Origin of the sequence: Nocardia sp. NPDC050793 (assembly GCF_040654065.1) — a bacterium.
Lineage (GTDB): Bacteria > Actinomycetota > Actinomycetes > Mycobacteriales > Mycobacteriaceae > Nocardia.
Genome location: NZ_JBFAHG010000006.1, coordinates 174487 through 201040 on the forward strand (window position 1 = coordinate 174487; position 26554 = coordinate 201040).

Consider the following 26554-nt stretch of genomic DNA (forward strand, 5'->3'; position numbering starts at 1 on the left):
ATGACGAATTCTGTTGCGCCACTCGAACTGCCCAAACCCTTGGTGATCACGTTGGGAAATCTGAAGGGCGGTGTCGGAAAAACCACCTCAGCCTTCTTCCTGGCCTCCTATTTCGCCAGGGTGCACGACCTGCGGGTGCTGGTCATCGACGCGGACCCGCTCAGTCAGACCGGATATTCCTGGTATCGCAGGCTGATCAAAGGCCGGGTCGAGGTGCCGTTCGAATTGATCGCTTTTCCGTCCCGGCACGTCGACGACTGCATCCGCGACAACGCCCACAAATTCGATGTTGTCATCGTGGATGCGGGCGGCGAGTCGGCCGAGATTTTCAAGGCGGCTATTCCGGTCAGTGACGAACTCATTTTGCTGACCAGTGTGAGTCCGTCGGAGGTCAAGCGTGTGCCGAGTACTTATCAGGCCGCAGCGGAGGCCGCCGCCGGGCACGACCGGGAAATCCGGGTGCGAGTGCTGATGACCAAGGTGCCGGTCACCATGAAGAACGGCGTGAACGTCTCCACCGAATACCGCACGCAGCGCGGCAATTTGGAGGACGCGGGCTACGACGTGTTCGGCGCGTATCTGAGTGCGTGGAAGTGGTATCGCGAGGCCGCGGACGGTGAGGTCGGCGAGGGCGCCGAGAACCCGATCGCGGATCTCGCCGAATACCAGCAGGTCGGCGACGAATTGGTGGCACCGTACCGGCTAGCGGTGGAGGTGTCGGCCTGATGCCTCCGCAACGTAGAAAAGGGTCCATCGGCGGGGCCGCGAATCCGCTGTCCGACAGCGCCGAACACACGCCGCCGGTCTCGCCGCTGCGCGACGCCGAATGGCGGTCCGAGCGGCTCCGGCCGGTCGCGGAGGAGTTTCCGCAGGGTGCCGAGCCGTCCGTCGCGGATCCGCAGCCGGTGGCTGAGCCACTCCGTCAGTCCGCATCTGTCCCAACGGACACGCAAGCGATGCGGTCGGCCGCGCCGGTCGCGGTGGAGACGCGAGTGATCCCGCCGGTCGCGCCCGTCCCAGCGGGAGCGCAAGCGATGCCGCCTGTCCCGCCAGGGGCGCAGGCGATGCCGCCGGTTGTCGCGAATCCGAACCCAAGCGAGACGGAACAGCTGACCGACGTGCTCACGATGCCGCTGCCAACGGCGGGCGAAGGACCGCTGAACCGTCGCGAACAAGAGCAGCTCAGCGCCTGCGAGTCCTCGATCGACTCGCTGCGCATCGCGTTCTGGGCGGCGGGTCGCGCGTTGCAGATCGTCCGGGACGGGCGCCTCTACCGTGACCAGCACCCCAGCTTCGACGACTACGTCGAGCAGCGCTGGGATATGCAGCGCTCTTACGCGCACAAGCTGATTCGCGCGTGGCCGCTGGCCGCCCGGCTGCACCCAGTCGCGCCGACGATCAACGAGGGGCAGGTGCGCGAACTGCTCCCGGTGGCCGCGGAACACGGTGAGGACGCGGCCGTCACCGTGTACACGACGATCGCGGGCGGTCCCGGCGGCAAGGTCACGGCGGGCAAGCTGCGCGAGGCGATCGCGCTGCTGCCCGACCGCTTCGATGAGGCCGAGGTGATCGCGCGGCTGCAGGCGTGGCTGCGCGGGGAACTGACCGAGGCGGGCGGCCACCGGTCAGTCGATCTGTTTTCCACCATGGAATCGCGCCTTGTCGCGCTGAGCAGGCGGGTCGTCAAGGGTTCCAGCGGTGATCCGGCCGCGGCCCGCGAATTCGCGGCTCGGTTGCGCACGCTCGCCGAACAGATCGAGGAGCAGATCACCGCCTGACCTCCTCGCGAAAACGGCGCCCCGCTACGGAAGCGAATTCCGCGCGGGGCGCCGTCGTATTTTCGTTGAATCGAATTCATGATAATTGGTTATTGTTTCGTTATCATAAAATGGCGTGTTGGTGTTTACGATCTTTGTCGACCGGCGCAAGATGGCGCTCGGATCCGCTGGACTGAACACCGTGATGTTTTTCGAATCGAATTCGAAGGTACTAGGTGACGTCCTGCCCGCCAGAAATCGCGGCGCCGCACGGCCGAGCCGAGAGCCTTCGATATGAGCATCGGAGGACCGCATCATGGCATCAACCGCTGAGGGTCGATATTCGAGCTTTCTGCGTCGCGCGATTTTCTGGGGCCTGGCCGTCGCCGCGGCGGCAATCGGCGCCCTGCTCCTGGGCGCCGGACAGGCCTCGGCCAAGCCGGTCGAAGTCCCTGGCATCGGAGTGTTCGAAGTTCCGGACGTGATTCCGGTACCGCCCGCTTTCACTGAATTCGATTATCCAGATATTCGAGTACGCCCATCCCATGTCGTTCCCGCCGTCATCGACGCGCCCGCTGCTGTCGGCATTCCGGCCGCGGTGGACGTTCCGGTCGCGGTGGATGCTCCGTCCGTCGTGGACGTTCCGGCTGTTGTGGATGTTCCGGCCGCTGGTGAAGTTCCGGCGCTCGTGAGTGTTCCTGTCGCGGTCGGTGTTCCGGCCGCCATGGAGATTCCAGCCGCCACGGATGCCTCGGCCGGCTTCGGCATTCCGGCCGTTGCCGACTTCCCGCGCATGATCCAGATGGCGGAGTCGTTGCTGCCGGTGACGCATGCTCCCGCGATCGCGGGTCCCCCCGAGGTCATGTACCGGGCCCCGCTGGCGGTGATCGAATTCGAGCCGGCTGCGCCGACCGCTCCGCGGCCCGCGGCGACTCCGCAGGCCCCGGCGACCACGACGCCCATCGATCTGCTGCGCACCCATCTCCCGTTCCTGGCCGGACTGCTCGAACCGGTGCTGCCCGCACCAACGCCCCCGGTCGTCGAGCATCCGTCCCACGGCGCCATCGCGATCGAGGCGGCGCGCGGCAAGATCGGCTCCGACTACAGCATGGGCGCGACAGGACCCGACGTCTTCGACTGCTCCGGTCTGGTGCAGTGGTCCTACGAGCAGGCAGGCGTCGACGTGCCGCGCACGAGCTACCAGCAGTTGTCCTCGGGCATGCCGGTATCCCAGGAGGATCTCGAACTGGGTGATGTCGTGTCCTTCTACGGCGGCGGCCACTCCGGTCTGTACGCCGGAGACGGTCAGGTGATCCACGCCTCTACGTACGGTACGGGCGTCGTGATGTCGCCGATGTCCTCGATGCCCTACGCGGGCGCCCGCCGATACTGATGGTCGCCTGGTGGCTCGGCTTGTGGGCACTGCGGAGCTTGGATGCTCGGCCCAGCAGCAGCAATCCGTCAGTAAACTCGGACTCGGGGCCTACCGTGTACGGAAGGCGGACGGACAATGGAGTGGCTGCTGCTTTTGATCGTGATCGTGTCCGTGGCGATCTTGCTGCTCATGCGTGGGCGCGAGGGCAAGCAGCGGACGCAGACCGAGCTGGCCGACGCGCTCGCCGACGCCCGTCAGGTGAACGAGCGGCTCGCGGGTCAGATCTACAACCTGAGCGGCAGCAACGATGCGGCGAAACAAGCCCTCGTGGACGCCTCGGAGCGGTACGCCGCCGCGGGGTCACAGCTCGACCAGGCCGCCACGCCCGCCCAGGCCCGGCTGGCGAAACAGACTGCGCTAGAAGGTCTCTACTACATTCGGGCCGCCCGCTCCGCGATGGGCATGGATCCGGGCCCCTCGATCCCCGAGCTCGACGGCCAGGCCGTGGCCGGGCGAGTGAGCGAGGATCGGGTGATCGCCTTCGAGGGCAGAGAGATCGCCGCATCGCCCAACCCGTCCTCGGCCACGCCGAACTACTATCCCGGTGGCCGCGTCGCCGGACGACCGGTGCCCGCGGGCTGGTACTCCGAACCCTGGTGGAAGCCTGCGCTCATCGGCGGCGCATGGGGGCTCGGCTCCGCGCTCTTGTTCACCTCGCTGTTCGCGGGAATGTCGGGCGTGGGGTACGGCGCGCAGGGATTCGAGAGCGGTTACGGCGAGGGGTATCAGGACGGAGTCGCTGCGGGCGAGGGTGACGCGGGCGGCGACTGGGGTTCGGACACCGCTCCGTACGACGGCGGCGGCTACGACGGTGGTTACGACGGGGGCGGCTACGGAGGTGGCTACGACGGCGGCGGTTACGACGGTGGCGGCGGTTACGACGGTGGCGGTTTCGACGGAGGGTTCTGAGCGCGGAGCTCGGCGTACTGGCGGGCCGATTACCACCCGACATCCGCACGATCGGCACGATGCTGTTCCTGAGCGCTTGACCCGGTAGACTGCGACCGTCCCACCAAACCAGCCTTCGTAGCTCAGGGGATAGAGCACCGCTCTCCTAAAGCGGGTGTCGCAGGTTCGAATCCTGCCGAGGGCACCGTTCCACTCGTCGCTGGCCCATGCCCACCAAGGGCGTGGGCCGTTCTCGTTTCACTCGAGTTTGCGGAGGTGCAACCCCCACGCCCCGCCCGGCGGGCTTCGCCCCCGGACCCCCGTGTTGGTGGGCGATGGTTCGGTGCGGACCTGCTGGTGTGGGTCGGCTATTCGCGGGATTGCTTGGAACTCGCCTACATGATCGTCTACTTCATCGGCGGCAGTTTGGCCACCGCCGCCGCCGGCTGGTTCGGCTGGCCTGCCGCCGCCGTCCTCGCCGCCGCGGCCATCGCTATCGCCATGGTGGCAACGTCATCGGAGTGGACTGGCGCCCTGAATGTTTGGGGTCGAGCGGGTAGTAGTCGGTCATGATCCGGGTGTGCTGATCTTGATCTGAAGATTCTGCTTCCGCATCTGGTCGACCTGAGCATCGCGCTCGAGAAAGTCATGTACGGCCGGGCGAACTTCGGCAACCATGCTGCCAAATCATGACAAGTCACCGCAGCATCCCCGCCCCAAAGTATTTCGCTGCCCGACGACGAACCGTAACTCTTCCGGCGAAATCATGCCGGAATCGGCACTTGTGGACGTTCGTGAGATCGAGTTGCGTGCAGAGCGGGTAGTCGAACCAATATCTACGCGTACTGCCGCGGCCTAAACCTGCACAAACGTCCGCTTGTCGGCATTACGAGCGTTTGGGCCAGCGGGAGAAACTCGAGACCGACCAGGATGTGAAAGCTGTTGTGTCGCTGCATGTTTAACGGATGGTTGCCGGTTGGCGGCGTTATGGGATATCGGCTGGTTTTCGGGGTGTGGTGCTGTGAGGATCGGTGGGTCAGCTCGGGGTTCGGATTGTTCTCGAATGGAGGGACGGTTGTAATGGCTTCAGGTCAGTCAGTGTGGCGGGTGGTGGCGCCCACCGCGGTGACCGCGGGGGTGTCAACGGGGCTGGCGGTGGCGGTGAATTATGCGACCGGCGGGGATCGTTCGGCATGGATGTGGGTAACTGTTGCGGTGTTGACCGTGGGGGTTTTCGCGGCGTCGCTATGGGCTCAGCGCGCCCAATCCGCACCTGCGGCTGCCCCAGATCCGTTGCCTGGTCTCGATATTGCGGATGCGGAAACGGTCGGAGCGATGCGGTTCAAGGGGATCCGCGGTGTCATAGCGCGCAGGTTGCGTGCCGATGAAATGTCGTTCGAGGAAATCAACACCGGTCGCGGTGATGCCTCACACCCATGAGCCCGAACCGCGAACCCACTCCGCATGCTCTGGCCATCTACTTACGCAAGGTTTTGGCGCGGGACATTACTATCACCGTCAACCAGTACCTGGAGCAGATCGCTTCCGGGGGAAATTGGGTACTGCCCCTCCTCGCGCTGGCGACGCTTGCCGCAGCGTTCGCTTATCGCCTGCCGGGTAACGGCTGGCAGATGGGTTGTTATCTGGTCCCCGGCATCCTGGCGCTCATTGCGAGTTCGGCCTTCCCTGCGACAAAGGATAACTGGCGCTGGGTTGCGCTATCGACCGCTGTGATCCTGGCCGTGACCAGCGGAGTGCAGTTGGTCTGGGCATCGGATCACGGCGATATCGACGTGAGCGGGCGAGTTCACCAGTCGTCCGATCAACCACTCGCTGAGGACAAACCCCAGACTCTGATCGTGGACATTCCCACGCAACGCTCCAGCCTGGCGATCAGCTTCCGATTTTCCGAACATTACCGAGGCCAGATGTGTGTGCCGCACACCATGGTTCAGATCAACACGCGCCACGGATATGCCTCCGCACCCTTAGTGGACGGCCAGGTACGGGTGGCGGAACACGAGGTGGCAACAATCATGCTCGACCGCAACCGGACGAAAGTGGAACTGAACCTCACCGCCGTCACCGACCAAGGTTGTGAAGTCGATCTCCAGGTCGACAGCGCGATCCTGCGGGACAGGTGAAAGGAAACATGTTCACGACTTCGTGCCGACGCTGGATCGCGTCGCTTCTTATCGCGCCGACCCTCCTCTGGGTCGGTTGCGGTGCCGACAACCAACCCAGTTTGTTCACCCAGAATCGATTGGTCGTGGGTGTCAAGAACGACCAGCCGGGCACCAGCGTATGGGAGGGATACAAGCGCACCGGGTTCGACATCCTGGTGGCGTATCACGTCGCCGGAAAGGAGGGCGTTGCCCCCAACAAAGTCGTCTACAACGACATTGCCTCGGCCGATCGCGTGCAGGCGATCCAGGATGACCGCGTCGATCTGGTGATAGCGACCTTCTCGATCACTCCCGAGCGTATGGCGCAGATCGATTTCGCCGGACCGTACGCGGCCACCCGACAGGGCTTCCTGGTTCGCAAGGGCGGTCCCAAGGTCAACACGATCAACGATCTGAATGGCAAGACCGTTTGCACCTGGGAGGGGACAACTTCCGACATCGTATTGCAGAACTACAAGGAGAAATTTCACACCCAGGTAATGGAAGACGCGCAGACCTGTATCAGCGCACTCGCGAATGGCGCAGTCGACGCGGCCTCCACTGACCAGCTCATCCTCTACGGCTTCGCTCAAGAGAACCCGGCGCTCGAGGTGTTAGCCAATGTGACCATCGGCTCACCCAACTTCTACGGTATCGGCATCAGTAAGGAACATCGGGCCGACTGCCAGAAACTGGCGGACGCCATCTACAACTATGTGATCAGCAGCGACTGGCAACGCGACTTCACCGAAGTCTTCAAGGAGCTGGCCGACAGGTGGACAGATTTCCGTCCGCGGGGAAACGATATCCGTTCCTGGTCGTGTAAGGACAAGCCCACGAACTGACCCGATGCGCCGACGCCAGCTCAATCGGCGATGCCAGATCTACTACCCACTCGCTCCGGCTTCGCCTCACACACCTTCTATACGCGTCACACAGGCGGTGCCTATGTGGCGCGTATGAAGCCTTTGTGGCGGCGAGACGCGGGCGGCCGAGTCGGTGGAGCGCGTCGGCCTTGTTGGAACGCCTGTAGTGCTTGCGTATGGGCGGCCTGGCTCGGGTCGCGGCGTTCTATCGCAAGCGAATTCCGTTGCGAGATCCGGCCAGCAACTCCGTGACTCGCGCGCCCATCGCGCGGCTGGCGGAATGCAGGGGTTCTGCCGTGCGCAGTGTGCGGCTCAGGATGAACGCGCCTTCCAGGGCGCTGAGGATCGCCAGGATCAGGTCGCGGGCCGCGGTGGGTTCGACGCCGCGGCGGACGAAGTAGTTCGTTCCTTGCTCGACCCAGTCGCCGATGACCTCCGCCGCGACCGCGCGGAGGGTGGGCTCGCTGTCGGCGATCTCGCCGGCGACGGTGCCGACGGGGCACATGTTGATCCAGTCGGTCTGCTCGATCTGTTCGGCGGCGGCGGCGAAGGCGGCGGGCACCGCTGCGCGGAGATCGTCGTGCGGGTCCATCAAAAGGGGAAGCAGCTGGATGTAGGCGGCGCCGGAAGTGCGCAGGGCGGCGGCGGCGATTTGCGGCTTGCCCGCGGGGAAGTGGTGGTAGAGCGAGCCCATCGGCGCGCCCGCCGCCACGGTGACCTGTTTGACGCTGGTGCCGCTGTAGCCCCGGGTGCGCATCAGTTCCGCCATGGCCGTGACGAGGCGATCGCGGGTGCTTGTTGACATCTTCTCGGTCACCGTTCCAGACTAGAGCAAACACTCTAGAGCGAACGCTCGAATGGAGAAATTCGATGCCAACTGTCGATCTTCCCGCTGGTCAAGTGCACTATGTCGAGCGCGGCGACGGCCCGCCGGTGGTGCTGTTGCACGGCTTGCTGATGAATCACACGGTGTGGGACGCGGTGCTCGATCAACTGCCGACAGGGTTCCGTTACGTGCTGCCCGATCTGCCGCTCGGCGCGCATCCGATCCCGCTGAAACCGGATGTCGACCTGAGCCTGCGCGGGCTGAATCAGCTCATCGCGGACTTCCTCGCCGCGCTCGATCTGCGCGATGTCACCTTGGTGCACAGCGACTGGGGTGGCGGGCTGTTCCTCACCGCCTACGGTCTCGACGAGCGCGTCGGCAGGCTGATCGCGCTGCCGTGCGAGGCCTTCGACAACTTCCCGCCCGGCCTTCCCGGCAAGATGGCCATGGTCGCGACCGCGATGCCGGGCGGAATATCGTTGGCGCTGCGGCAATTACGCGTGCGGTGGCTGCGCTCCTCGCCGCTGCTGTTCGGGTGGATGGCGCGCAGGCCGCTGCCCGACGACTTGGTGCGCGGTTGGACCGAACCCGGCCTGCGCGACAAATGCATCCGCCGCGACCTGCTCGCCTACACCAAGTCTGGTTTCCCCAAAGCCGAGCTCATTGCGAATACCGAAGCGCTGCAACATTTCTCGGGCGATGCGTTGATCCTGTGGTCGGCCGAGGGCAAGGTGATGCCGCGCGAGCACGGCCGCAGGCTGGCCGAGTTGATCCCGCACGCCCGGCTGATCGAGATCGAGGACGCCTATGTGCTGTCGATGCTCGATCGACCCGACGCGGTCGGCGCCGCCATCGCGGACTTCCTGACCGGCGACCGAGCGCAGCGGTAGCACCCCGATCCGGCCGCGGGTCGCAACCGCGAATTCGCGGCGGGATCGGCCACACTGGGCTCGTGGTCGCCCACCCGCCCGACGCCGAGCCGGGTCCCGAGGCATCGGAGCCCACCGGCTCCGATGTCGCGGCGCGCGAGGAGCCGGCCCCGGAAACCGTGCGCAGCCGGATGCCACCGTGGTTGCCGAGGGCGCTGGTGCTGGCCTTCTTGCTGCTCGGCGCGTTCCAGTTGCTCGACTGGGCGGCGCACCGGCTGATCGGGTTGATCGTCGTGCTGTTCGTGGCGTTCTTCGTCTCGCTGGCGATGGAACCCGCGGTGGACAGCCTGGCCGCGCGCGGTATGTCCCGCGGGCTCGGCACGGCGGTGGTGTTCGTGCTGGTGTCGTTGTTCGCCGCGGGTTTCGTCGTGGCGCTCGGCACGCTGCTGGTGGAGACCGTCCACGACCTGGTGATCGCGCTGCCGCGGCTGGTGAACGACTCGGTCGACTGGGTGAATCGCACCTTCCGCCAAGACTTCACCCTCGATCAACTGCGCGGCCAGCTCACCGAGGACACCGACACGCTCACCGGATACGCCGAGCACGCCGCGGGCCACGTGTGGGGACTGTCCGCCACTATCGTCGGCGGGCTGGCCAAGGTGCTGCTCATCGCGCTGTTCAGTATCTATCTCACCGCGGGCGGGCCGAAGCTGCGGCACTCGGTGTGCTCGCTGCTGCCGCCGACCAAGCAGAACGCGGTGCTGCACGCCTGGGATCTCGCCATCCAGAAAACCGGCGGCTACCTCTATTCCCGCGCGCTGCTCGCGGTGATCTCCGCGGTCGCGCACGGCATCTTCCTCGCGGTGCTCGGCGTGCCCAACGCCATCGCGATGGGCGTGTGGTTCGGTGTGGTCGCCTCGTTCGTGCCGACCGTCGGAACGTATCTGGCCGGGGCGCTGCCGGTCCTGGTCGCGCTCACGATCCGGCCGCTGGACGCGGTGTGGGTGATCCTGTTCGTCATCATCTACCAGCAGTTGCAGGACTATGTTCTGCAGCCGAAGCTGACAGCGCGCACCGTGGACGTCAATCCGGCCGTCGCCCTGCTCGCCGTGCTGGCGGGCGGTGCGCTGCTCGGCGCGGTGGGTGCGCTGCTCGCCATCCCGGCCATCGCCACGGTGCAGTCGTTCGTGAGCCTCTACCTGAAACGCTATGAGGTGACCGAGGATCCGCGCATCGACCGGGCGCAGGCCAAGCGCGCCCGCCGAGCCGGGACCGATCCGGACACCTGACGGCACGAAGCCCGGTCGCGCGCAACGTGACCGGGCTTCGTGGACGCTCAGGAAAGCGTCGTGACGGTCAGGTCGCCGTCGGCGTACTGGGCGCGCAGGCGCTTCTTGTCGAACTTGCCGACGCTGGTCTTGGGCACCTCGGCGATGAACGTCCACCGCTCGGGCAGCTGCCATTTGGCGAACTTGTCGGCGAGGAAGTCACGCAGCTCCTCGGCCTTGGCCTCGGTGCCCTCCTTCAGCACGATCGCCACCAGCGGCCGCTCGTCCCACTTCTCGTCGGGCACGCCGATGACCGCGGCCTCGGCGACGGCCGCGTGACCCATGACGGCGTTCTCCAGGTCCACCGAGGAGATCCACTCACCACCGGACTTGATCACGTCCTTGGAGCGGTCGACCAGGGTGAGGTAGCCGTTCGGGCTGATCTTGCCGACGTCACCGGTGCGCAGCCAGCCGTCGTCGAACTTGTCCGGGTCGATGACCCCGCCCTCGGGGGAGTAGTAGGAGGCGGTGATCCACGGACCGCGAACCTCCAGCTCGCCCAGCGATTCGCCGTCGTTGGGCACCACCACGCCGTCGTCACCAACCAGCCGCGCCTGCACGCTGGCGGGGAAACGGCCCTGGGTGTAACGGTATTCCCACTCCTGCTCGCCGGTGACGCCGGTGGGCGGGTGCGCGACGCTGCCCAGCGGGGAGGTCTCGGTCATGCCCCAGGCGTGCAGAATGCGCACACCGTGCTGCTCCTGGAACGCGCGCATCATCGAGGGCGGCACCGCCGAACCGCCGACCACCGCGGTGCGCAGGTGCGAGATGTCCTGCGGCTTGGCCGCCAGACCCGCGAGCACGCCGCCCCAGATGGTCGGCACGGCAGCGGCGAAGGTCGGCACCTGATCGGCCATCATCTCCAGCAGCGGGCCCGGCTGCAGGAAGCGGTCGGGCATCAGCACATTCGCGCCCGACATCAGCGCGGCGTAGGGCAGGCCCCAGGCGTTGGCGTGGAACAGCGGCACGATGGCCAGCACGTTGTCGGAGCCGGTGAAGCCCATGCCCATCGGCGAGCAGACCTGCATGGCGTGCAGCCAGTTGGAGCGGTGCGAGTACACCACGCCCTTCGGGTCGCCGGTGGTGCCGGAGGTGTAACACATTGCCGCGGCGGACCGTTCGTCGATCACCGGGAAGTCGAAGGTGTCCGGCTGGGCGGCGAGCAGCTCGCTGTAGGAGTGCACCTGCACGCCCTCGGGAGCCTGCAGCGCGGACGCGTCGCCGTTGGCGACGATGACGTGGCGCACCGTCTTCAGGTTCGGCAGGTACTGGGCGAACATCGGCACCAGGGTGCCGTCCACGATGACGACCTGGTCCTCAGCGTGATTGGCCACGTAGACCAGCTGCTCGGGGAACAGGCGGATGTTGAGCGCGTGCAGCACCGCGCCCATGGCGGGCACCGCGATGTAGGCGACCATGTGCTCGTTGTTGTTCCACATGAACGTGCCGACCCGGTCGCCGACGCCGATGCCGAACCCGCGCAGCGCATTCGCCAGTCGAGCCGACTCGGCGCCCATCTCGCGGTAGGTCATGGTCCGCACGCCGGTGCCGGTCCAGGTGGACACCGTGCTATCGCCCTGAAAGGTCGAGGCGTACTTCAGCAGCGTCGCCAGCGAGAGCGGCTCGTCCTGCATGGTGCTCAACATCGGTAACTCCTTCATCCTCAGTGGCGGCATGAGCCACGTCACATCGGCGATGCTACCGAAGGGCGGTCACACCGCGACGGGTCGGAACCGAAATCGAAAACAGGGGCATCCGCCCTCAGTTTCCGCAGGTCAGCACGGCAAACGAAAAGCTATATCGCTCAAAGGATGTGGGCCGGATAAGCGTGCACCAGGGCGGTGTCCAGCTTCGGCACGGCATGCGTGAGGGTGTGCTCGGCCTCGTGCGCGAGGCGGTGCGCGTCGGCCAGCGTGATGGTCGGCGCGACGTCGATTTCCACGTCGGCGTGCAACCGGTGACCGATCCAGCGCATGCGCAGGCTGCGCACCCCTTCGACGCCGGGCTCGGCCGCGAGCGCCCGCTCCGCGTTCGCCACGAGAGCCGGTTCGACCCCGTCCATCAGCCGGTGGAAGACGTCCCGCGCCGCGGTACGCAGCACGGCCAGAATGGCCAGCGTGATCACCAAGCCGATGATCGGATCGGCCTGCGGGAAGCCAAGCGCCACACCGGCCGCGCCGAGCAGCACGGCGAGCGAGGTGAATCCGTCGGTGCGCGCGTGCAATCCGTCGGCGACCAGCGCCGCCGACCCGATACGCCGCCCGACCCGGATCCGGTACAGCGCCACGATCTCGTTGCCGAGGAAGCCGATCAGCCCGGCCAGCGCGACCCAGCCCAGGTGATCGATCGGCACCGGCTGGACGAGTCTGCGCACCGCCTCGTACCCCGCGATCAGCGCCGACAGCGCGATCATCGCGACGACGAAGAGCCCGGCGAGATCCTCGGCCCGGCCGAAACCGTAGGTGTAGCGGCGGGTGGCCGCCCGGCGGCCGAGCGCGAACGCGATCCACAGCGGAACCGCGGTGAGCGCGTCGGAGAAGTTGTGGATGGTGTCGGCGGCCAGCGCCACCGATCCGGAGACCACGACGACGAGGGCCTGGAGCGCGGCGGTGAGGCCGAGCACCACGAGGCTGATCTTGACGGCGCGGATGCCGACCGCGCTGGCCTCGAGCGCGTCATCGATGCTGTCCGCGGCGTCGTGGCTGTGCGGGGCGAAGATCTCGCGGAGGATGCCGCGCAGACCGCCGGGGTGGTCGTGGTCGTGCTCGTGGTCGTGCGCGTGTCCGTGCTCGTGGTCGTGAGCGCGACTGTCGCTGCGCTCATGGCGGCGTCTGCGGTCCCCGTCGTGTTCGTTGTCGTGCGTGTGCCCGTCGCTCTGGTCGTGTGTGTGGCCCGGCTGGAGTTCCGCTTCGCCCCCGTGGTCGTGCCCGTGCCGGTCCTCGCCCTCCCGCTCGGAGTCGCGGCCGATCAGCTCGGGGGTCGGCGAATGCCACTGTCCCCATGGTCGTTTCGTATGACTCACGGCGTCGCTCGATTCCGCTCCGGCAGTTCGAGGACCGCGCCGGCGCCGCGGTGGTGCGGCGGGATGCCGGGTCCGGCGTGCTCGGCGTTGTAGACCGCGTCCACCACCAGCTGGCGGACGTGCTCGTTCTCCAGGCTGTAGAAGATCGTGGTGCCCGCCCTGCGGGTGCGCACCAGACGCGCCATGCGCAGCTTGGCCAGGTGCTGGGAGACCGAGGGCGAGGGCTTGCCCGCCTGTCCGGCCAGGTCGTTCACCGAGAGCTCGCGATCGACAAGCGCCCACAGGATCTGCACCCGGGTCGGGTCGGCCAGCATGCGGAACACCTCGACGACCAGCCGGACCTGGTCCTCGGCGATCGGCGGCCGCAATGGCTGGTTATCTGCATTCATACGCAGATAATAGAACATGTAGACGCTCCGGGGTATGCCTGCGATGTGGCCGGAAATGTTGATTAGGTGACCGCTGATGCCTCGGTGGCGGCCGGTCGCCCGCTTTACGCTCGGAACATGTCAACGCCGACCATCATCATCATCGGGGCCGGATTCGCGGGGCTCGGCATGGCGCTCGAGCTGCGGCGCGCCGGGCTGGAGAACTTCACCATCCTGGAACGGGCCGCCGATCTCGGTGGGGTCTGGCGGGAGAACACCTATCCCGGCGCCGCGTGCGACGTGCCCTCGCCGCTGTACTCGTGGTCCTACGAACCCAAATCCGATTGGCCGCGGCGCTTTTCCGAACAGCGCGACATCCACGACTACATGCGCGGAGTCGCAGGCAAGCACGACCTGGCCCGCTACATCCGCTTCGGCACCGAGGTCACCGACGCCGAATTCGACGAGCGAACCGGCCGCTGGCAGATCAGCACCGCCGAGGGAACGCGGCTGAGCGCGGACATTCTCATCCCCGCAGTCGGCCAGCTGTCCAGGCCCGCGCTGCCCAACCTGCCCGGCATCGACACCTTCACCGGACCCGCCTTCCACTCCGCCGAGTGGAACCACGAGATCGACCTGACCGGCAAGCGGGTGGCCTGCATCGGCACCGGAGCCAGTGCGATCCAGTACATTCCGCGCATCCAGCCGAAGGTCGAGCACCTCACGCTCTTCCAGCGTTCGGCGGCCTGGGTGCTGCCCAAGCCCGACGTCGAGTACAGCGCACTGCATCACGCGCTGTTCAAGTACTTCCCGCCGAGCCGATGGGCCGAGCGGTTCGCGATCTGGTCGTTCTTCGAGGTGCTCGCGCTCGCGCTGACCGACATACCGGCCATCAAGACCCCGGTGATCGCCCTCGCCGACCGGCATCGCGAAAAACAGGTGCCCGACCAGGAATTGCGCGCGAAGCTGACGCCCGACTACGCCGCCGGATGCAAGCGCGGACTGTTCTCCAACGAGTACTTCCCCGCGCTCGCCCAGCCGAACGTCACCGTGGAGACGACGGCGATCGAAGCCGTCACGCCGACCGGCATCCGCACCGTCGACGGCGTCGAGCACCCGGTCGACGTGATCGTCTACGGCACGGGCTTCAAGGGCACCGAATTCCTCGCCCCGATGAACATCTACGGTGTCGGCGGCCGCAAGCTCGCCGACGTGTGGGGCGACGCGGGAGCCCGCGCCTACCTGGGACTTTCGGTTCCGTACTTCCCGAACTTGTTCATGATGTACGGCCCGAACACCAATGTGGGCTCGGGGTCGATCATCTACATGCTCGAATCCCAGGCCCGCTACATCCGGCAGGTGGTGGAGTACCTGGCGAAGCATCCCGGCCGCTGTCTCGCCGCCCGCGCGAAGGTCGAACAGGACTGGGACGACTGGCTGCAGCGCAGGCTGAAGGACACTCCGTGGAACTTCTGCTCCAGCTGGTACCGCAACGCGGCGGGGCGCATCACCAACAATTGGCCGGGCGCCACGGTCCTCTACCGCTGGAAGACAAGGACTTTCGACCCGTCCGATTACGACGAGGCCCGCGCCACCGCCTGACACACGACTCGCCCCTGTCCGGTCGGCCCCTGCACCGACCGGACGGGGCGAGTCGCCTGCTGTGATCAGCAGTTACGCAGCTCCGGGCTCTGGTTGAGCAGCTGGGCCCTGGTGCCGATGAACGTGGTGTAGGTCTCGCCGCCGACCGAGGACACCGGGAAGGCCGCGACACGGTGGCAGTTCTGGAAGGCGAGCTTCACACCGAAGTGCCGCTCCAGGCCGCCGCGGATGGCGTCCGAGGCGAGGGCGCGCAGCAGCTGGCCGCGGGCCACCTCGTCCGGCGGCGGTACCACGTTGTCGGCGAATTCGGCGGTGCCCGACTTCAATTCACCGACCACCCGGCTCACGACCTCCCAGGCGTAGGGAAGCGAGTTCCGGACGCATTCTACGAAATCGGCGTCGTCGATCTCGCCGCGTTCGGCGCGTTCCAGCAGTGCGGCAGGTACGTCGAGGGACATGGCGCTCTCCTCCTTGGGATGGGGTGGATGCCGTGCGATGCGCCATGAGTCTAATCGAAAGTGGTTGTCAACAATCCTGGATTCGTCGCGAAAGTGCCGATTCCAGTGCGGTTTTCGTCGCGGCGGCCAGCTCGGCGACCAGTTCACGAGCCGGTAGCTCGGGCGTCAGAGCCTGGGTCTGGCCAGCCCACAGGTTCACTTCCTCCGGGTTGCCCGCGGCCCGTGCGGCGGCCCGCAACGGTCCTGTCGCGTAGTGGATTTCCGGATACGCGGCGGGCGCTGTCGCGCTGTGCTCGACCATGAACTCGTTGCGCAGGCCGCGGGCGCGGCGTCCGGTGAAGGCGCGGGTGAGCATGGTGGGCGCTTCGCTCGGCACGGCCGCGCGATGCACCGGGTTGGTGCCCGCTTCCCTGCAGCGCAGGAACGCCGTGCCCAACTGCGCTGCGGACGCGCCCGCGGCGAGTGCGGCGGCGATGCCCGCGCCGGTGGCGATTCCGCCCGCGGCCACGATCGGCACGTGCACCGCGGCGGTGAGCAGTTGCAGCAGGGCGAGCAGGCCGAGCGGATCGACCGTGTCGTCGGCGACCCGGTCGACGAAGGTGGCGCGATGCCCGCCCGCTTCGGCGCCCTGGGCGACCAGCACGTCGGCGCCCGCGGCGACGGCGATCTCGGCCTCGGCGACCGAGGTCACGGTCACCCAGACTTCGGTGCCCACCGCGTGCAGCCGGTGCACCTCGGCGGCGGTGGGGCAGCCGAAGGTCGTGGTGACGACCGCGACCGGAGTCTCGACGAGCAGGTCGAGCTTGGCGTCCCAGTCGTCGGTGTCGTGCTTCGCCGTGCCGAGCTGGTGCCCGGCGCCGAGCTCGGCGAGGTAGTCCGCGTAGTCGGCGGGCGGGGCCGGCGGTCCCGGTGCGAAGAGGTTCACGCCGAGCGGCGCGTCGGTGAGCGCGCGGGTCGCGGCGATTCGGTCGGCGGTGTCGGCCGCGCTCAGGTAACCGGCGGCCAGGACGCCGAGTCCGCCCGCGTCGGCGACCGCGGCGGTCAGCTCCGGGGTGGAGGGTCCGCCCGCCATGGGCGCGAGCACGATCGGGACGCGTAATTCATCGATGATCACGGCCCAAGTCTCGCCCATCGAGACCAGTACCCAGCTCTCACCTGCGATTTCACCATCGAAGGTTGCGGAATGGTCACGACAGGGTAGAGTTCCCGTCACAACGGATGCCGAAACGTTACAAACTTCGGTCACCGGGAAATCCGAACCCTCGGACATCGCGGGTTTCGGCCGGACCGGTATCACGTTCGCGACGCGGCGGCCTTCGTTCACAAATATTGTCGGACGCTAGGACGAAGCTTTGTCGCAGCACCGGGTAGGCCCCAGTTCCATTACGGTCGAGAGCCTCATCGGCGATGGCGTTACGGGTCGGCGGACGCGGCACCGTGCCGAGTCGGGCCAGATCGAGCGGGTCCGCGTGGCCGCGGGTGCGGCTGTCGCCGCAGGCGCGCTGATCGGCGGCGTCGCCCAGCTCGCTCCGGCCATTGCCAACGCCTCCCCGCTGGCGCCCTCGCGCGACGCCGACAACGCCGCGGACGAGATCACCTTCAAGGGCACCGCCGATATCCAGAATGTCGCGGCGGCCAAGCAGGTCGCGGCGCCGGTGGCCGAGGTCGCCGCGCCCGAGGCGGCCCCCGTGGCCGCGCCGGTCGCCGCTCCCTTCGGCTTCAACAACCTGCCGCCCGAGATCGCGGGCCCGCTGGCCCAGGTCGAGGACGTCCTCAAGGGCGTGCACCAGCAGGTCGCCCCCGCGCCTGCGGTGCGTCCGGTCGCGGGCGCGATCAGCTCCGGATACGGCACCCGCTGGGGCCAGTTCCACTACGGCATCGACTTCGCCGACCAGCTCGGCGCGCCGATCCACTCCGTCAGCAACGGCACCGTGATCGAGGCGGGCCCGGCGTCCGGCTTCGGCCTGTGGGTGCGTGTGCTGCAGGACGACGGCACCACCGCCGTCTACGGCCACGTCAACGACATGTTCGTCAGCGAGGGCCAGCGGGTCCGCGCGGGCGACGTGATCGCCTCCGTCGGCAACCGCGGCCAGTCCACCGGCCCGCACCTGCACCTGGAGATCTGGGACCGGAACGGCGCCAAGATCGACCCGATGCCGTATCTCGCGTCCAAGGGCGTCCCGATGCACTGGGGCCCGTCCGCGCACTGAACCCGCTGCCCGGCTTGAAGTTTCCCCTCCACTCGACGGATTGCCTTCCGGCAGTGCCGGTTAGGCGTACCTCCGCATCCGCTCCGGCTCGTCCGGCTGCGCCGGTTAGGCTCGGGCCGTGACCGAGCTGGGCGATATCTTCGAGCCAGGATCACCGCACGGGCGCACCTACGCCGTGCTGGTGCACCATCCCCGATCCGGCCTGGCCGATATCGCGCGCTATCTCGACGTGACGCCGGAAGAGGCGGCCGCCACGCTGGAGATCCTGTGCGCGTTGCAGGCCGCCGTCCGGCTGGAGGATTCCGAGGGCGAACCGATCTGGGACGCGCACGCCCCGGAATCGTTGTCGGAGGCCGAGGCTCGACGCCGCCAGCACGAGATCAATCAGATGCACGCCGCCGCCGCCCGGCTCAGCGAGACGTTCCGCTCGGTGCGACGGTCGCCGCGCGGCAACGGTTCGATCGTTCCGGTCTTCGAACGCCTGGAGATGCTGGCCGATTTCGAGGAGATGCAGACCTCGGCGCGCAACTCGGTCAAGATCATCGAACGCGGCCCCTATCTGAGCGACGTCGAGCGCGAGAACCAGCAGTACCTGTTGAAGCGGGCCAGGATCGGCGAGGGCATCCGCTACCAAACCCTCTACCAGGACACGATCTACCAGGACGCGGAACGACTACGTCACGCGCTGTCCACCAACGCCAGCGGCGCGCAGGCGCGGACGCTGCCCGAACCGCCGTTCAAGCTGATCATCGTCGACGACGAGCGCGCCAACCTGGTGCTGCACGCCGACGAACGCCGCCCCGACCCGATGGGCTTGCGCTTCACCGCATCTCCCGCACTGCGGCTGCTGGTGCGTACCTTCGACGTGCTGTGGTCGCTTGCCGCGCCGATCTCGGTGAACCCCGCCGCCGACGAACTCGACGACCGTGACAAGGCGATCCTCACGCTCATGGGCCTCGGCGCCACCGACGACACGATCGCCCGCAGGCTCGGCATGTCCCGGCGCACGGTGGTGCGCCGCACCGCGCGGCTGCTGGAGCGACTCGGCGCGAGCACCCGATTCCAAGCGGGCGTACAAGCCACCCGCCGCGGTTGGCTGTGAGCTGACACACTAATTGTTTAGCGGGATTGTGGCTTTCACAGCACTTCCGCTGCAGACCAATGGTTGCGGGCGGCTATCAGCGTCTGCGCGCGCGTCCACGCTCGCGCAGACGGTGCGATCGGTCTGCGTATATTGGTCTGCGGCACGGGGCCGCGGTTCAGGGCCCAACTGCAGGGGTGGGGACGGTTCGACAGCGTGGTCGGACGGCCTCGCGATGCGAGAGGTGAAGTAACTCGATGGATGGAGCCCGTCGCTCGGTCCGTGGCAGCCGTCGCCGGAGGGTGAGCAGCCCGCTGTTCGGTCAGCTGCTAACCGCGGCGGTGGAGTCGGCGTCCGATTCGATTGCGGTGCGCTACAACCCGACCGGCGCGCCCGAGGACGACCGCGAGCTCACCTATCGTGACCTGGACGAATCGTCCTCTCGCCTGGCCCGCGAGCTCATCGGGCGCGGCATCGGTCCCGGCGACGTGGTGGCCATCGGGATCGCCCGCGGCATCGAGTCGGTGCTGTCGGTCTGGGCGATCGCCAAGACCGGCGCCGCCTACGTTCCGGTCGATCCGGCCTATCCCGCCGAGCGCATCGCGCACATCGTGTCCGACTCCGGGGCCGTCCTCGGTCTCACCACAGCGGCGCACCGTGCCGCGTTCGACGACGCGATCGCGTGGCTGCCGCTGGACGATCCCGGACACAGCGCCCGGATCGCCGGGCTGCCCACGCATCCCATCTCCTACGCCGACCGGGTGCGCACCCTGGACGAGCGGCATCCGGCGTACGTCATCTACACCTCCGGTTCGACCGGAAGGCCGAAGGGTGTCGTGGTCACCCACTCCGGACTGGCCGGGTTGGTGGCCGCCGAGCGCGATCACTACGGGGTCGACGGCGATTCGCGTGTGCTGCACGTGTGCTCGCCGAACTTCGACGTGTCCGTGCTGGAGTTGCTGCTCGCGTTCTCGGCCGGTGCGACGCTGGTGATCTCGCCGCCGGGCGTGTTCGGCGGGTTCGAGCTCGCCGATCTGCTGCGCCGCGAACGGGTGACGCACATGCTGATCACGCCGGGCGCGCTGGAGTCGGTGGATCCCGCCGGACTGGACGACCTGCGCGTCGTGGTGGTGGCCGGTGACCGGTTCGGCCCGGAGCTCGTCGGCCGCTGGGCCGTCGGCGATCGCCGCTTCTACAACGGCTACGGCCCCACCGAGGCCACCATCCTGGCGACGAGCACTCCACCGATGCGGGCGGACGCGCCGGTGACCATCGGCACGTCCATTCCGGGTGTCGGTGCGTTCGTGCTGGACACTCAGCTGCGTCCGGTTCCCGCGGGCGTGGTCGGCGAGCTGTATCTGGCCGGACCCGCGCTGGCGCAGGGCTATCTCGGCCGTCCCGGCCTGACGGCGGAACGTTTCGTGGCGAGCCCGTTCGGCGCGGAGACCGGGCAGCTGGGCTCTCGGCTGTACCGGACCGGTGACCTGGTGCGCCGCGGCGAATCCGACGGCGTCATCGAGTACCTCGGCCGCTCGGACTTCCAGGTGAAGATCCGCGGTTTCCGCATCGAGCTCGGCGAGATCGACAACGCGCTGACCGCGCACCCCGACATCGATTACGCGGTGACCATCGGAAAGACGTTGTCTTCCGGCGCGACCGCGCTGGTGGCCTACCTGCTGCCGCGCGCGGGCGCGACGCTGGACGTGGACGCCGTGCGATCCCAGCTCGGGGACTCGTTGCCCGGCTACATGATTCCCGCCGCGCTGGTGGTGCTGGACGAGATCCCGCTGACCCCGGTGGGCAAGCTGGACCGCGCCGCGCTGCCGGAGCCGGAGTTCGCCGCGCGCGAGTTTCGCGCCCCCTCGACGCCGGTGGAGGAGATCGTGGCCGACGTGTTCGGCGCGCTCCTGCTGGTGGGCGCGCCCGACGCCGCCCGGGTCGGCGCGGACGACGACTTCTTCGAGCTCGGCGGGAATTCGCTGCTCGCCGCGCAGGCCGCGGCCCGTATCGGCGCCGCGCTCGACACCAGGGTGCCGGTGCAGCTGCTGTTCGAGGCGAGCACGGTGGCGGCGCTGGCCGAACTGGTCGAGCGGCGGGCCGGGTCGGCGGGCGGGCAGGAGCTCGGGCCGCGGACCCGCCCCGAGCGGATTCCGCTTTCCTATGCGCAGCAGCGGATGTGGTTCCTGAACAGGTTCGATCCGGCGAGCGCGGTGAACAACATCCCGGTGGCCGTGCGGCTGTCCGGTCCGCTGGACGTCGAGGCGCTGCGCGGTGCGGTCCGCGATCTGGTCGCGGGGCACGAGGTGCTGCGGACCGTCTATCCGGACGTCGACGGCGAAGGCTTCCAGCGGGTGCTGCCCGTGGACGATCCGCGCGCGGTGCCGGAGCTCGCGGTCGAAACGACGACGTCGGCCGACGTGCCCGCCCTGGTTGCGGCCGCGGTGACCACCGGCTTCGACGTGACGTCCGCCCCTCCGGTGCGCGTAGGCCTGCTGGCGGTGAGCGAGACCGAGCACGTGCTGGTGTGCGTGGTGCACCACATCGCCGGTGACGGTTTCTCGATGGGCCCGCTGACGCGCGATCTGATGACAGCCTACGGTCGACGTCTGTCCGGCGGCGCGGCGCGAATTCCCGAACCCACCGTGCAGTACGCCGATTTCACGCTGTGGCAGCGCGAGGTGCTCGGCAGCGAGGACGATCCGGATTCGGTGCTGGCGCAGCAGATCGAGTTCTGGCGCGCGGAATTGGCCGGGCTGCCCGAGCAATTGGAGCTGCCCGCCGATCGCCCGCGTCCCGCCGCGGCCACCTATCGCGGCGGCGCGCACACTTTCGAGATCGCGCCCGAAGTTCATGCCGCGCTGAATCAGCTGGCACAGGAACACAATTCGACGTTGTTCATGGTGGTGCACGCGGCGCTCTCCGCGCTGCTCGCCCGTCTTTCCGGCACGCGGGACATCGCCATCGGCACGCCCATCGCCGGTCGCGGCGACGCGGCGCTCGACGACGTGATCGGCATGTTCGTCAACACCCTGGTGCTGCGCTCCGACGTCGACCCGTCGGCGAGTTTCGGTGACCTGCTCGCTGCCGTGCGCGCCACGGACGTGGCGGCCTTCGGTCACGCCGACGTGCCGTTCGAGCGGCTGGTCGAGCTGCTCGACCCGGTGCGTTCGGCGGCGCGTCATCCGCTGTTCCAGGTGATGCTGACCTTCCAGAATTTGGCACGGACCGAGTTGGAGCTGCCCGGCTTGACGGTGTCCGGTGTGGACATGGCGGTGCCGCTGGCCAAGTTCGACTTGCAGTTCGCCTTCGCCGAACGCGGCGATCGCCGCGATGCGGCGCAGGGTATTTCGGCCGAGATCACCTACGCCACCGACATTTTCGATGAGGCGACGGTCCGTGGTTTCGCGGAGCGGTTCGTGCGCGTGCTGACCGCCGTGGTCGCCGATTCGCGAATGCCGGTGGGTGACATCGACCTGCTCACCGCCGACGAGCGCGCGGCCGTGCTCACCGGCTGGAACGACACGGCGCACCGGGTGCCCGCCGCGACGCTGGTCTCGCTGTTCCAGAAACAAGCCGCGGCGATGCCGTACGCGACGGCCGTGGTGTTCGAGGGCGAACGGCTGAACTACGCGCGGTTCGCGGTGCGGGTGCACCGGGTCGCGCGAGCGCTGCACGCGCGCGGTGTCGGCCCCGGTTCGCTTGTGGCTCTGGCGATTCGACGGTCGACCGAGTTGGTCGTCGCGATGTACGCGGTACTGGAGGCGGGCGCGGGGTACGTCCCGCTCGATCCGGATCAACCCGCCGAGCGTGTGGATCACGTGCTGGAGACGGCTCGGCCCGCAATGGTGCTGACGACGTCGCGGGACGACTTCCGATCCGAGCGGACGACCGTGCTCGACCTGAACGACTTGGAATCGAATGCGTTCGGCGCCAAGCCGATCACGGACCGGGAACGCGTCCGCCCGATCCGGCCCGGTGACATCGCCTACGTGATCTTCACGTCCGGTTCCACCGGCAGGCCCAAGGGCGTCGCCGTGAGCCATGCCGCGATCGTGAACCGCCTGGCGTGGATGCAGCACGAGTACCCGCTGGACGTCGACGACGTGGTGTTGCAGAAGACGCCAGCGACGTTCGACGTGTCGGTGTGGGAGTTCTTCTGGCCGTTGCAGGTCGGTGCGCGCTTGGTCGTGGCGAAGCCGGACGGTCATCGCGATCCGATGTACCTCGCGCAAGTCATCGCCGAACAGGGCGTGACGACAGCGCATTTCGTGCCGTCGATGCTCTCCGTCTTCGTCTCGACGTTGGGCGACGAAAATCGTGGCGGCGCACACGCTTCCACGACGAGCCTGCGTCAGGTGTTCGCGTCCGGTGAGGCGTTGCCCGCGCCGACGGCGCAGCGGTTGCGTGAGCTGACCGGTGCGCGTGTGCACAATCTCTACGGCCCGACCGAGGCGGCCGTGGACGTCACCTACCACGAGGTGATCGACGCCGATGAGGTGTCGGTGCCGATCGGTCGTCCGGTGTGGAACACGCAGGTCTACGTCCTCGATGCCAGGCTCGGCCCGGTCGCGCCCGGTGTGGCGGGTGAGTTGTACCTGGCTGGCGATCAGCTGGCGCTCGGGTACCTGGGTCGCAGCGATCTGACGTCGGATCGTTTCGTCGCCAACCCCTACGGTGCGGCCGGTTCGCGGATGTATCGCACGGGTGACTTGGTCAAATGGCTGCCCGCATCACGAACCGATTCGATGAGGGGTGGGCCCGCCACAGGTGAGCTGGAGTACTTGGGTCGCACCGACTTCCAGGTGAAGTTGCGTGGCCTACGTATCGAGCTGGGTGAGATCGAGGCTGCGCTGCTGGCGCAGCCGGGTGTCGCGCAGTCGGTGGTCGTGGTGCGCTCGGATCAGCACGCCGGTGATCAGCTGGTGGGTTACGTTGTCGCCGAACCGGATACCGTGATCGACACCCGCGATCTGACCGCCGCCCTCGGCGCGTCCCTGCCCGGGTACATGGTGCCCGCCGCGCTGGTCGTGCTGGACGCCTTCCCGGTCAATGCCTCCGGCAAACTGGATCGCAAAGCCCTGCCCGCGCCCGTCTTCGCCGGTGCGGCCGCCTACCGCGCACCGGTCACGCCCATCGAACTCGCGGTGGCCGAGGTGTTCTCCGAACTGCTCGGCGCGAAGACGGTCGGCTTGGACGACGATTTCTTCGCACTCGGCGGCAACTCGCTGCTGGCCACCCGCGCCGTCGCTCGCGTCAACGAGGCGCTGGACACCGGGATCTCGGTGCGCGAACTGTTCGAGGCATCGACTGTCGCCGCGCTGGCGGCCCGGGTGGTGCCGGGCGCGACCGGCGGTGCGTCCCGTCCGCCGCTGACCGCCGCGGCCCGACCGGAGCGGGTGCCGCTGTCGCTGGCCCAGCAGCGCATGTGGGTGCTCAACCAGCTGGACCCGGCCTCGGCGTCGTACAACATCCCTTTCGTCATCCGGCTCGGCGGCGCGCTGGATGTCCCTGCGCTCTCCGCCGCGGTCGAGGACGTGCTGGCCAGGCACGAGTCGCTGCGTACGCGCTTCCCTGCGGACGGGCACGGGCAGGCTCCGTACCAGGAGATCCTCTCGGTGCGCGAGGTGCTGCCGGAGGGGCTCGAGGTGGCGACCGTCGACGACGCGCAGGCCGCCGCGGCTGCCCTCGTCGACACGGGATTCGATGTGACGCAACTGGTTCCGGTGCGTATCCGGTTGCTCGCCGACGATGCGGGCTGGCTGCTCGTCGTCGTGGTGCACCACATCTGCGCCGACGGCGCTTCGGTCGCCCCGCTCTCCCGCGACCTGATGACGGCCTACCTCGCCAGGACCGCGGGACAGGAACCGGCCTGGCCGCCGCTCGCGGTCCAGTACGCCGATTTCGCGCTCTGGCAGCGCGCGGTTGTCGGTGCGGAGGACGACGAGAACTCTTTGGCGGCAAGGCAGCTCGTGTACTGGCGGGAACGGCTCACGGGCCTGCCGGGCCTGCTCGAACTGCCGCAGGATCGTCCGCGGCCCGCGGTGCCTTCGACGCGCGGCGCGACCGCCGATCTGTGGATCGCCCCGGAGATCCACGCCGGGCTGGAACGCATCGCGCGCGACCACAGGTCGTCGCTGTTCATGGTTGTGCACGCCGCACTGGCGGTGCTGCTGGCGCGGCTGTCCGGCGTTTCGGACATCGCGATCGGCACCGCCGTCGCCGGTCGCGGCGAGCGGGCGCTGGACGATCTGGTCGGCATGTTCGTCAACACCCTCACCCTGCGGACACCGGTCGCCGCGTCGGCCACCTTCGACGAGCTGGTGGAGCGGGCGCGGGAAACCGATCTCGGCGCGTTCGCCAACGCCGACGTCCCGTTCGAGCGGGTCGCCGAGGTGGCCGCGCCCGGCCGTGGCAGCGCGCACAACCCGCTGTTCCAGGTGGTGCTGAACTTCCAGAACACCGAGACGCCGCGGCTCGCGCTGCCCGGATCGACCGTCGCCGCGGTGGATTCGGGTGCGGTGGCCGCCAAGTTCGACCTTCAGGTGAACGTCGCGCCGACCTACTCCGAGCAGGGCGCGCCCTGCGGGCTGGCCACCGTCTTCACCTACGCCACCGACCTGTACGACGAGGCGACCGTGCACACGCTGGGCCGCCGCTTCGAGCGCATCCTGGCCGCCGTGGTCGCCGACCCGCAGATTCTGGTGGGCGACATCGACATTCTCGACGCCGACGAGCGCGAGCGGCTGCTCGGCGGCGCGGCGAGCAGCACGGCCGAGCCCGCGACCACCACCGGTGGGACGACGCTCGCCCAGGCGTTCACCGCGGCCGTCGAGGACGATCCCGATGGTCCCGCGCTGGCCTGGGGCGAGGAGGAGATCTCCTACCAGGAGCTCGACGCGCGGTCCTCGCGGCTGGCGCGACTGCTCATCGCCCGGGGCGTCGGGCCGGGCTCCGGCGTCGCAATCCAGCTCAAACGCGGTGTCGCCTGGGCGGTTGCCGCGTGGGCCGTGCTCAAGGCGGGCGCCGCCGTGGTGGCGACGACCGAAGCCGAAGCGGGGGTGCCCACGGGGCTGCCCGTCGAGATCGGCCTGATGGCGGGCGAGCCGGTGCTCACCGGCGGCATCGACTGGCTGGCGCTCGACGACCCAGCGGTGCTGGCGGAAGCGGCGGCGCAGTCGGCGCGCCCGGTGACCTATGCCCATCGCACGCGCGCGCTGCGCGGCGCCGATCCGGCGTTCGTGTCCGTCGACGTCGTCCGCAGCTACGACGAGCTGGCCGCGGCGGTCGCCCGGCTCCGCGCGCGGACCGAGCTGACGTTCGAATCGCGCACCTATCACGGCGGCAGGCCCGGTTCGTTCGCGGCGCTGCTGGAGCTGGTGGCGGCAGGCATCGCAGGCGCTTCGGTGGTGCTCGTTCCCGATCCGCGAGCCGAGCTGTCGGAAGCGCTGGCCGACGAGTGGGTCACCCACCTGCTTGCCGACCGGATGCGGCTGGACGCGATCCGGACCGACGACTTGGAGGATCTGCGGGTCGTTGTCGTCGACGACACGGAGATTCCACCGACCGTCGGCGCGGTGGAACTGGTTGTCGCACTGGCCGAATTGCTACCGATGCGGGTGTGACTCGCGGCCGTGATACGCCCGGCGACCCACAGAAGCGTCGCCACGGCGCTGTGTGCC

General features: G+C 68.0%; 19 protein-coding genes and 1 tRNA gene. 14 read left to right on the plus strand and 6 right to left on the minus strand.

Annotated features, from left to right (window positions below; all coding sequences use genetic code 11):
• The 8 genes from AB0H50_RS22315 (at window position 1) to AB0H50_RS22350 (ending at window position 7090) form a co-directional block, all read left to right on the plus strand.
• Window positions 1-726: a ParA family protein gene (locus AB0H50_RS22315; RefSeq protein ID WP_357455742.1), complete on the plus strand. Its 726-nt coding sequence runs from the start codon at window positions 1-3 to the stop codon at window positions 724-726.
• Window positions 726-1778 (plus strand): hypothetical protein, encoded by a 1053-nt coding sequence (locus AB0H50_RS22320; protein ID WP_357455744.1) that lies wholly within the window; start codon window positions 726-728, stop codon window positions 1776-1778. Before AB0H50_RS22315 ends, AB0H50_RS22320 begins: the two co-directional genes overlap by 1 nt.
• 940 nt (window positions 1779-2718) lie before the next feature.
• Entirely contained in the window at window positions 2719-3150 is a 432-nt protein-coding gene (locus tag AB0H50_RS22325; protein ID WP_357456136.1) for a C40 family peptidase, read from the plus strand.
• Between the two features lie 117 nt (window positions 3151-3267).
• Window positions 3268-4101 (plus strand): DUF1542 domain-containing protein, encoded by an 834-nt coding sequence (locus AB0H50_RS22330; protein WP_357455747.1) that lies wholly within the window; start codon window positions 3268-3270, stop codon window positions 4099-4101.
• 111 nt (window positions 4102-4212) lie between these two features.
• Window positions 4213-4285, plus strand: a tRNA-Arg gene (locus AB0H50_RS22335).
• Window positions 4286-5217: 932 nt separating this feature from the next.
• The gene (locus AB0H50_RS22340) at window positions 5218-5520 is read left to right on the plus strand and encodes a hypothetical protein (protein WP_357455750.1); all 303 of its coding nucleotides are present in this window, start codon (window positions 5218-5220) and stop codon (window positions 5518-5520) included.
• Window positions 5517-6224, plus strand: a complete 708-nt coding sequence (locus tag AB0H50_RS22345; RefSeq protein ID WP_357455752.1) for a hypothetical protein — start codon at window positions 5517-5519, stop codon at window positions 6222-6224. Before AB0H50_RS22340 ends, AB0H50_RS22345 begins: the two co-directional genes overlap by 4 nt.
• A gap of 8 nt (window positions 6225-6232) precedes the next feature.
• A complete protein-coding gene (locus AB0H50_RS22350) occupies window positions 6233-7090 on the plus strand; it encodes a transporter substrate-binding domain-containing protein (protein WP_357455755.1) in 858 nt (285 codons plus the stop codon).
• Between the two features lie 226 nt (window positions 7091-7316).
• Here the strand turns inward: AB0H50_RS22350 and AB0H50_RS22355 are convergent, their stop codons facing one another.
• Window positions 7317-7916: a TetR/AcrR family transcriptional regulator gene (locus tag AB0H50_RS22355; RefSeq protein ID WP_357455758.1), complete on the minus strand. Its 600-nt coding sequence runs from the start codon at window positions 7914-7916 to the stop codon at window positions 7317-7319.
• Window positions 7917-7981: 65 nt separating this feature from the next.
• Between AB0H50_RS22355 and AB0H50_RS22360 the strand changes: the two genes are divergently transcribed.
• Together AB0H50_RS22360 and AB0H50_RS22365 are read left to right on the plus strand one after the other, a co-directional pair.
• On the plus strand, window positions 7982-8827 hold the full coding sequence (locus AB0H50_RS22360; protein WP_357455761.1) for an alpha/beta hydrolase: 846 nt from the start codon (window positions 7982-7984) through the stop codon (window positions 8825-8827).
• Between the two features lie 62 nt (window positions 8828-8889).
• Window positions 8890-10095, plus strand: coding sequence for an AI-2E family transporter (locus AB0H50_RS22365; protein WP_357455764.1), 1206 nt, complete (start codon window positions 8890-8892; stop codon window positions 10093-10095).
• A 47-nt stretch (window positions 10096-10142) separates the two neighbouring features.
• On the opposite strand, the gene AB0H50_RS22370 is transcribed toward AB0H50_RS22365, so the two are convergent.
• The 3 genes from AB0H50_RS22370 to AB0H50_RS22380 form a co-directional block, all read right to left on the minus strand.
• Window positions 10143-11780 (minus strand): long-chain fatty acid--CoA ligase, encoded by a 1638-nt coding sequence (locus tag AB0H50_RS22370; protein WP_357455766.1) that lies wholly within the window; start codon window positions 11778-11780, stop codon window positions 10143-10145.
• 158 nt (window positions 11781-11938) lie between these two features.
• A complete protein-coding gene (locus AB0H50_RS22375) occupies window positions 11939-12874 on the minus strand; it encodes a cation diffusion facilitator family transporter (protein ID WP_357456139.1) in 936 nt (311 codons plus the stop codon).
• Between the two features lie 278 nt (window positions 12875-13152).
• The gene (locus AB0H50_RS22380) at window positions 13153-13545 is read right to left on the minus strand and encodes a metalloregulator ArsR/SmtB family transcription factor (protein WP_357455768.1); all 393 of its coding nucleotides are present in this window, start codon (window positions 13543-13545) and stop codon (window positions 13153-13155) included.
• 117 nt (window positions 13546-13662) lie between these two features.
• Here AB0H50_RS22380 and AB0H50_RS22385 point away from each other — a divergent pair, with 117 nt between their 5' ends.
• Entirely contained in the window at window positions 13663-15126 is a 1464-nt protein-coding gene (locus tag AB0H50_RS22385) for an NAD(P)/FAD-dependent oxidoreductase (RefSeq protein ID WP_357455771.1), read from the plus strand.
• Window positions 15127-15191: 65 nt separating this feature from the next.
• Here the strand turns inward: AB0H50_RS22385 and AB0H50_RS22390 are convergent, their stop codons facing one another.
• Window positions 15192-15584 (minus strand): SCO5389 family protein, encoded by a 393-nt coding sequence (locus tag AB0H50_RS22390; protein ID WP_357455774.1) that lies wholly within the window; start codon window positions 15582-15584, stop codon window positions 15192-15194.
• 67 nt (window positions 15585-15651) lie between these two features.
• On the minus strand, window positions 15652-16716 hold the full coding sequence (locus tag AB0H50_RS22395; RefSeq protein ID WP_357455777.1) for a nitronate monooxygenase: 1065 nt from the start codon (window positions 16714-16716) through the stop codon (window positions 15652-15654).
• Between the two features lie 337 nt (window positions 16717-17053).
• On the opposite strand from AB0H50_RS22395, the gene AB0H50_RS22400 reads away from it, so the two are divergent.
• From AB0H50_RS22400 to AB0H50_RS22410, 3 genes are all read left to right on the plus strand, one after another.
• Window positions 17054-17794, plus strand: coding sequence for a M23 family metallopeptidase (locus AB0H50_RS22400; RefSeq protein ID WP_357455780.1), 741 nt, complete (start codon window positions 17054-17056; stop codon window positions 17792-17794).
• A gap of 118 nt (window positions 17795-17912) precedes the next feature.
• Window positions 17913-18896, plus strand: a complete 984-nt coding sequence (locus AB0H50_RS22405; RefSeq protein ID WP_357455783.1) for a LuxR C-terminal-related transcriptional regulator — start codon at window positions 17913-17915, stop codon at window positions 18894-18896.
• Window positions 18897-19132: 236 nt separating this feature from the next.
• Complete coding sequence (locus AB0H50_RS22410) at window positions 19133-26497, plus strand: amino acid adenylation domain-containing protein (protein WP_357455786.1); 7365 nt, start codon at window positions 19133-19135, stop codon at window positions 26495-26497.
• Window positions 26498-26554 lie beyond the last annotated feature (57 nt).

What these genes read in the sequence shown, in the direction of transcription:
- AB0H50_RS22315 (WP_357455742.1), top strand. Translation starts at nt 1, where the DNA reads ATGACGAATTCTGTTGCGCCACTCGAACTGCCCAAACCCTTGGTGATC.
- AB0H50_RS22320 (WP_357455744.1), top strand. Translation starts at nt 726, where the DNA reads ATGCCTCCGCAACGTAGAAAAGGGTCCATCGGCGGGGCCGCGAATCCG.
- AB0H50_RS22330 (WP_357455747.1), top strand. Translation starts at nt 3,268, where the DNA reads ATGGAGTGGCTGCTGCTTTTGATCGTGATCGTGTCCGTGGCGATCTTG.
- AB0H50_RS22345 (WP_357455752.1), top strand. Translation starts at nt 5,517, where the DNA reads ATGAGCCCGAACCGCGAACCCACTCCGCATGCTCTGGCCATCTACTTA.
- AB0H50_RS22350 (WP_357455755.1), top strand. Translation starts at nt 6,233, where the DNA reads ATGTTCACGACTTCGTGCCGACGCTGGATCGCGTCGCTTCTTATCGCG.
- AB0H50_RS22355 (WP_357455758.1), bottom strand. Translation starts at nt 7,916, where the DNA reads ATGTCAACAAGCACCCGCGATCGCCTCGTCACGGCCATGGCGGAACTG.
- AB0H50_RS22360 (WP_357455761.1), top strand. Translation starts at nt 7,982, where the DNA reads ATGCCAACTGTCGATCTTCCCGCTGGTCAAGTGCACTATGTCGAGCGC.
- AB0H50_RS22370 (WP_357455766.1), bottom strand. Translation starts at nt 11,780, where the DNA reads ATGTTGAGCACCATGCAGGACGAGCCGCTCTCGCTGGCGACGCTGCTG.
- AB0H50_RS22380 (WP_357455768.1), bottom strand. Translation starts at nt 13,545, where the DNA reads ATGAATGCAGATAACCAGCCATTGCGGCCGCCGATCGCCGAGGACCAG.
- AB0H50_RS22385 (WP_357455771.1), top strand. Translation starts at nt 13,663, where the DNA reads ATGTCAACGCCGACCATCATCATCATCGGGGCCGGATTCGCGGGGCTC.
- AB0H50_RS22390 (WP_357455774.1), bottom strand. Translation starts at nt 15,584, where the DNA reads ATGTCCCTCGACGTACCTGCCGCACTGCTGGAACGCGCCGAACGCGGC.
- AB0H50_RS22395 (WP_357455777.1), bottom strand. Translation starts at nt 16,716, where the DNA reads ATGGGCGAGACTTGGGCCGTGATCATCGATGAATTACGCGTCCCGATC.
- AB0H50_RS22410 (WP_357455786.1), top strand. Translation starts at nt 19,133, where the DNA reads ATGGATGGAGCCCGTCGCTCGGTCCGTGGCAGCCGTCGCCGGAGGGTG.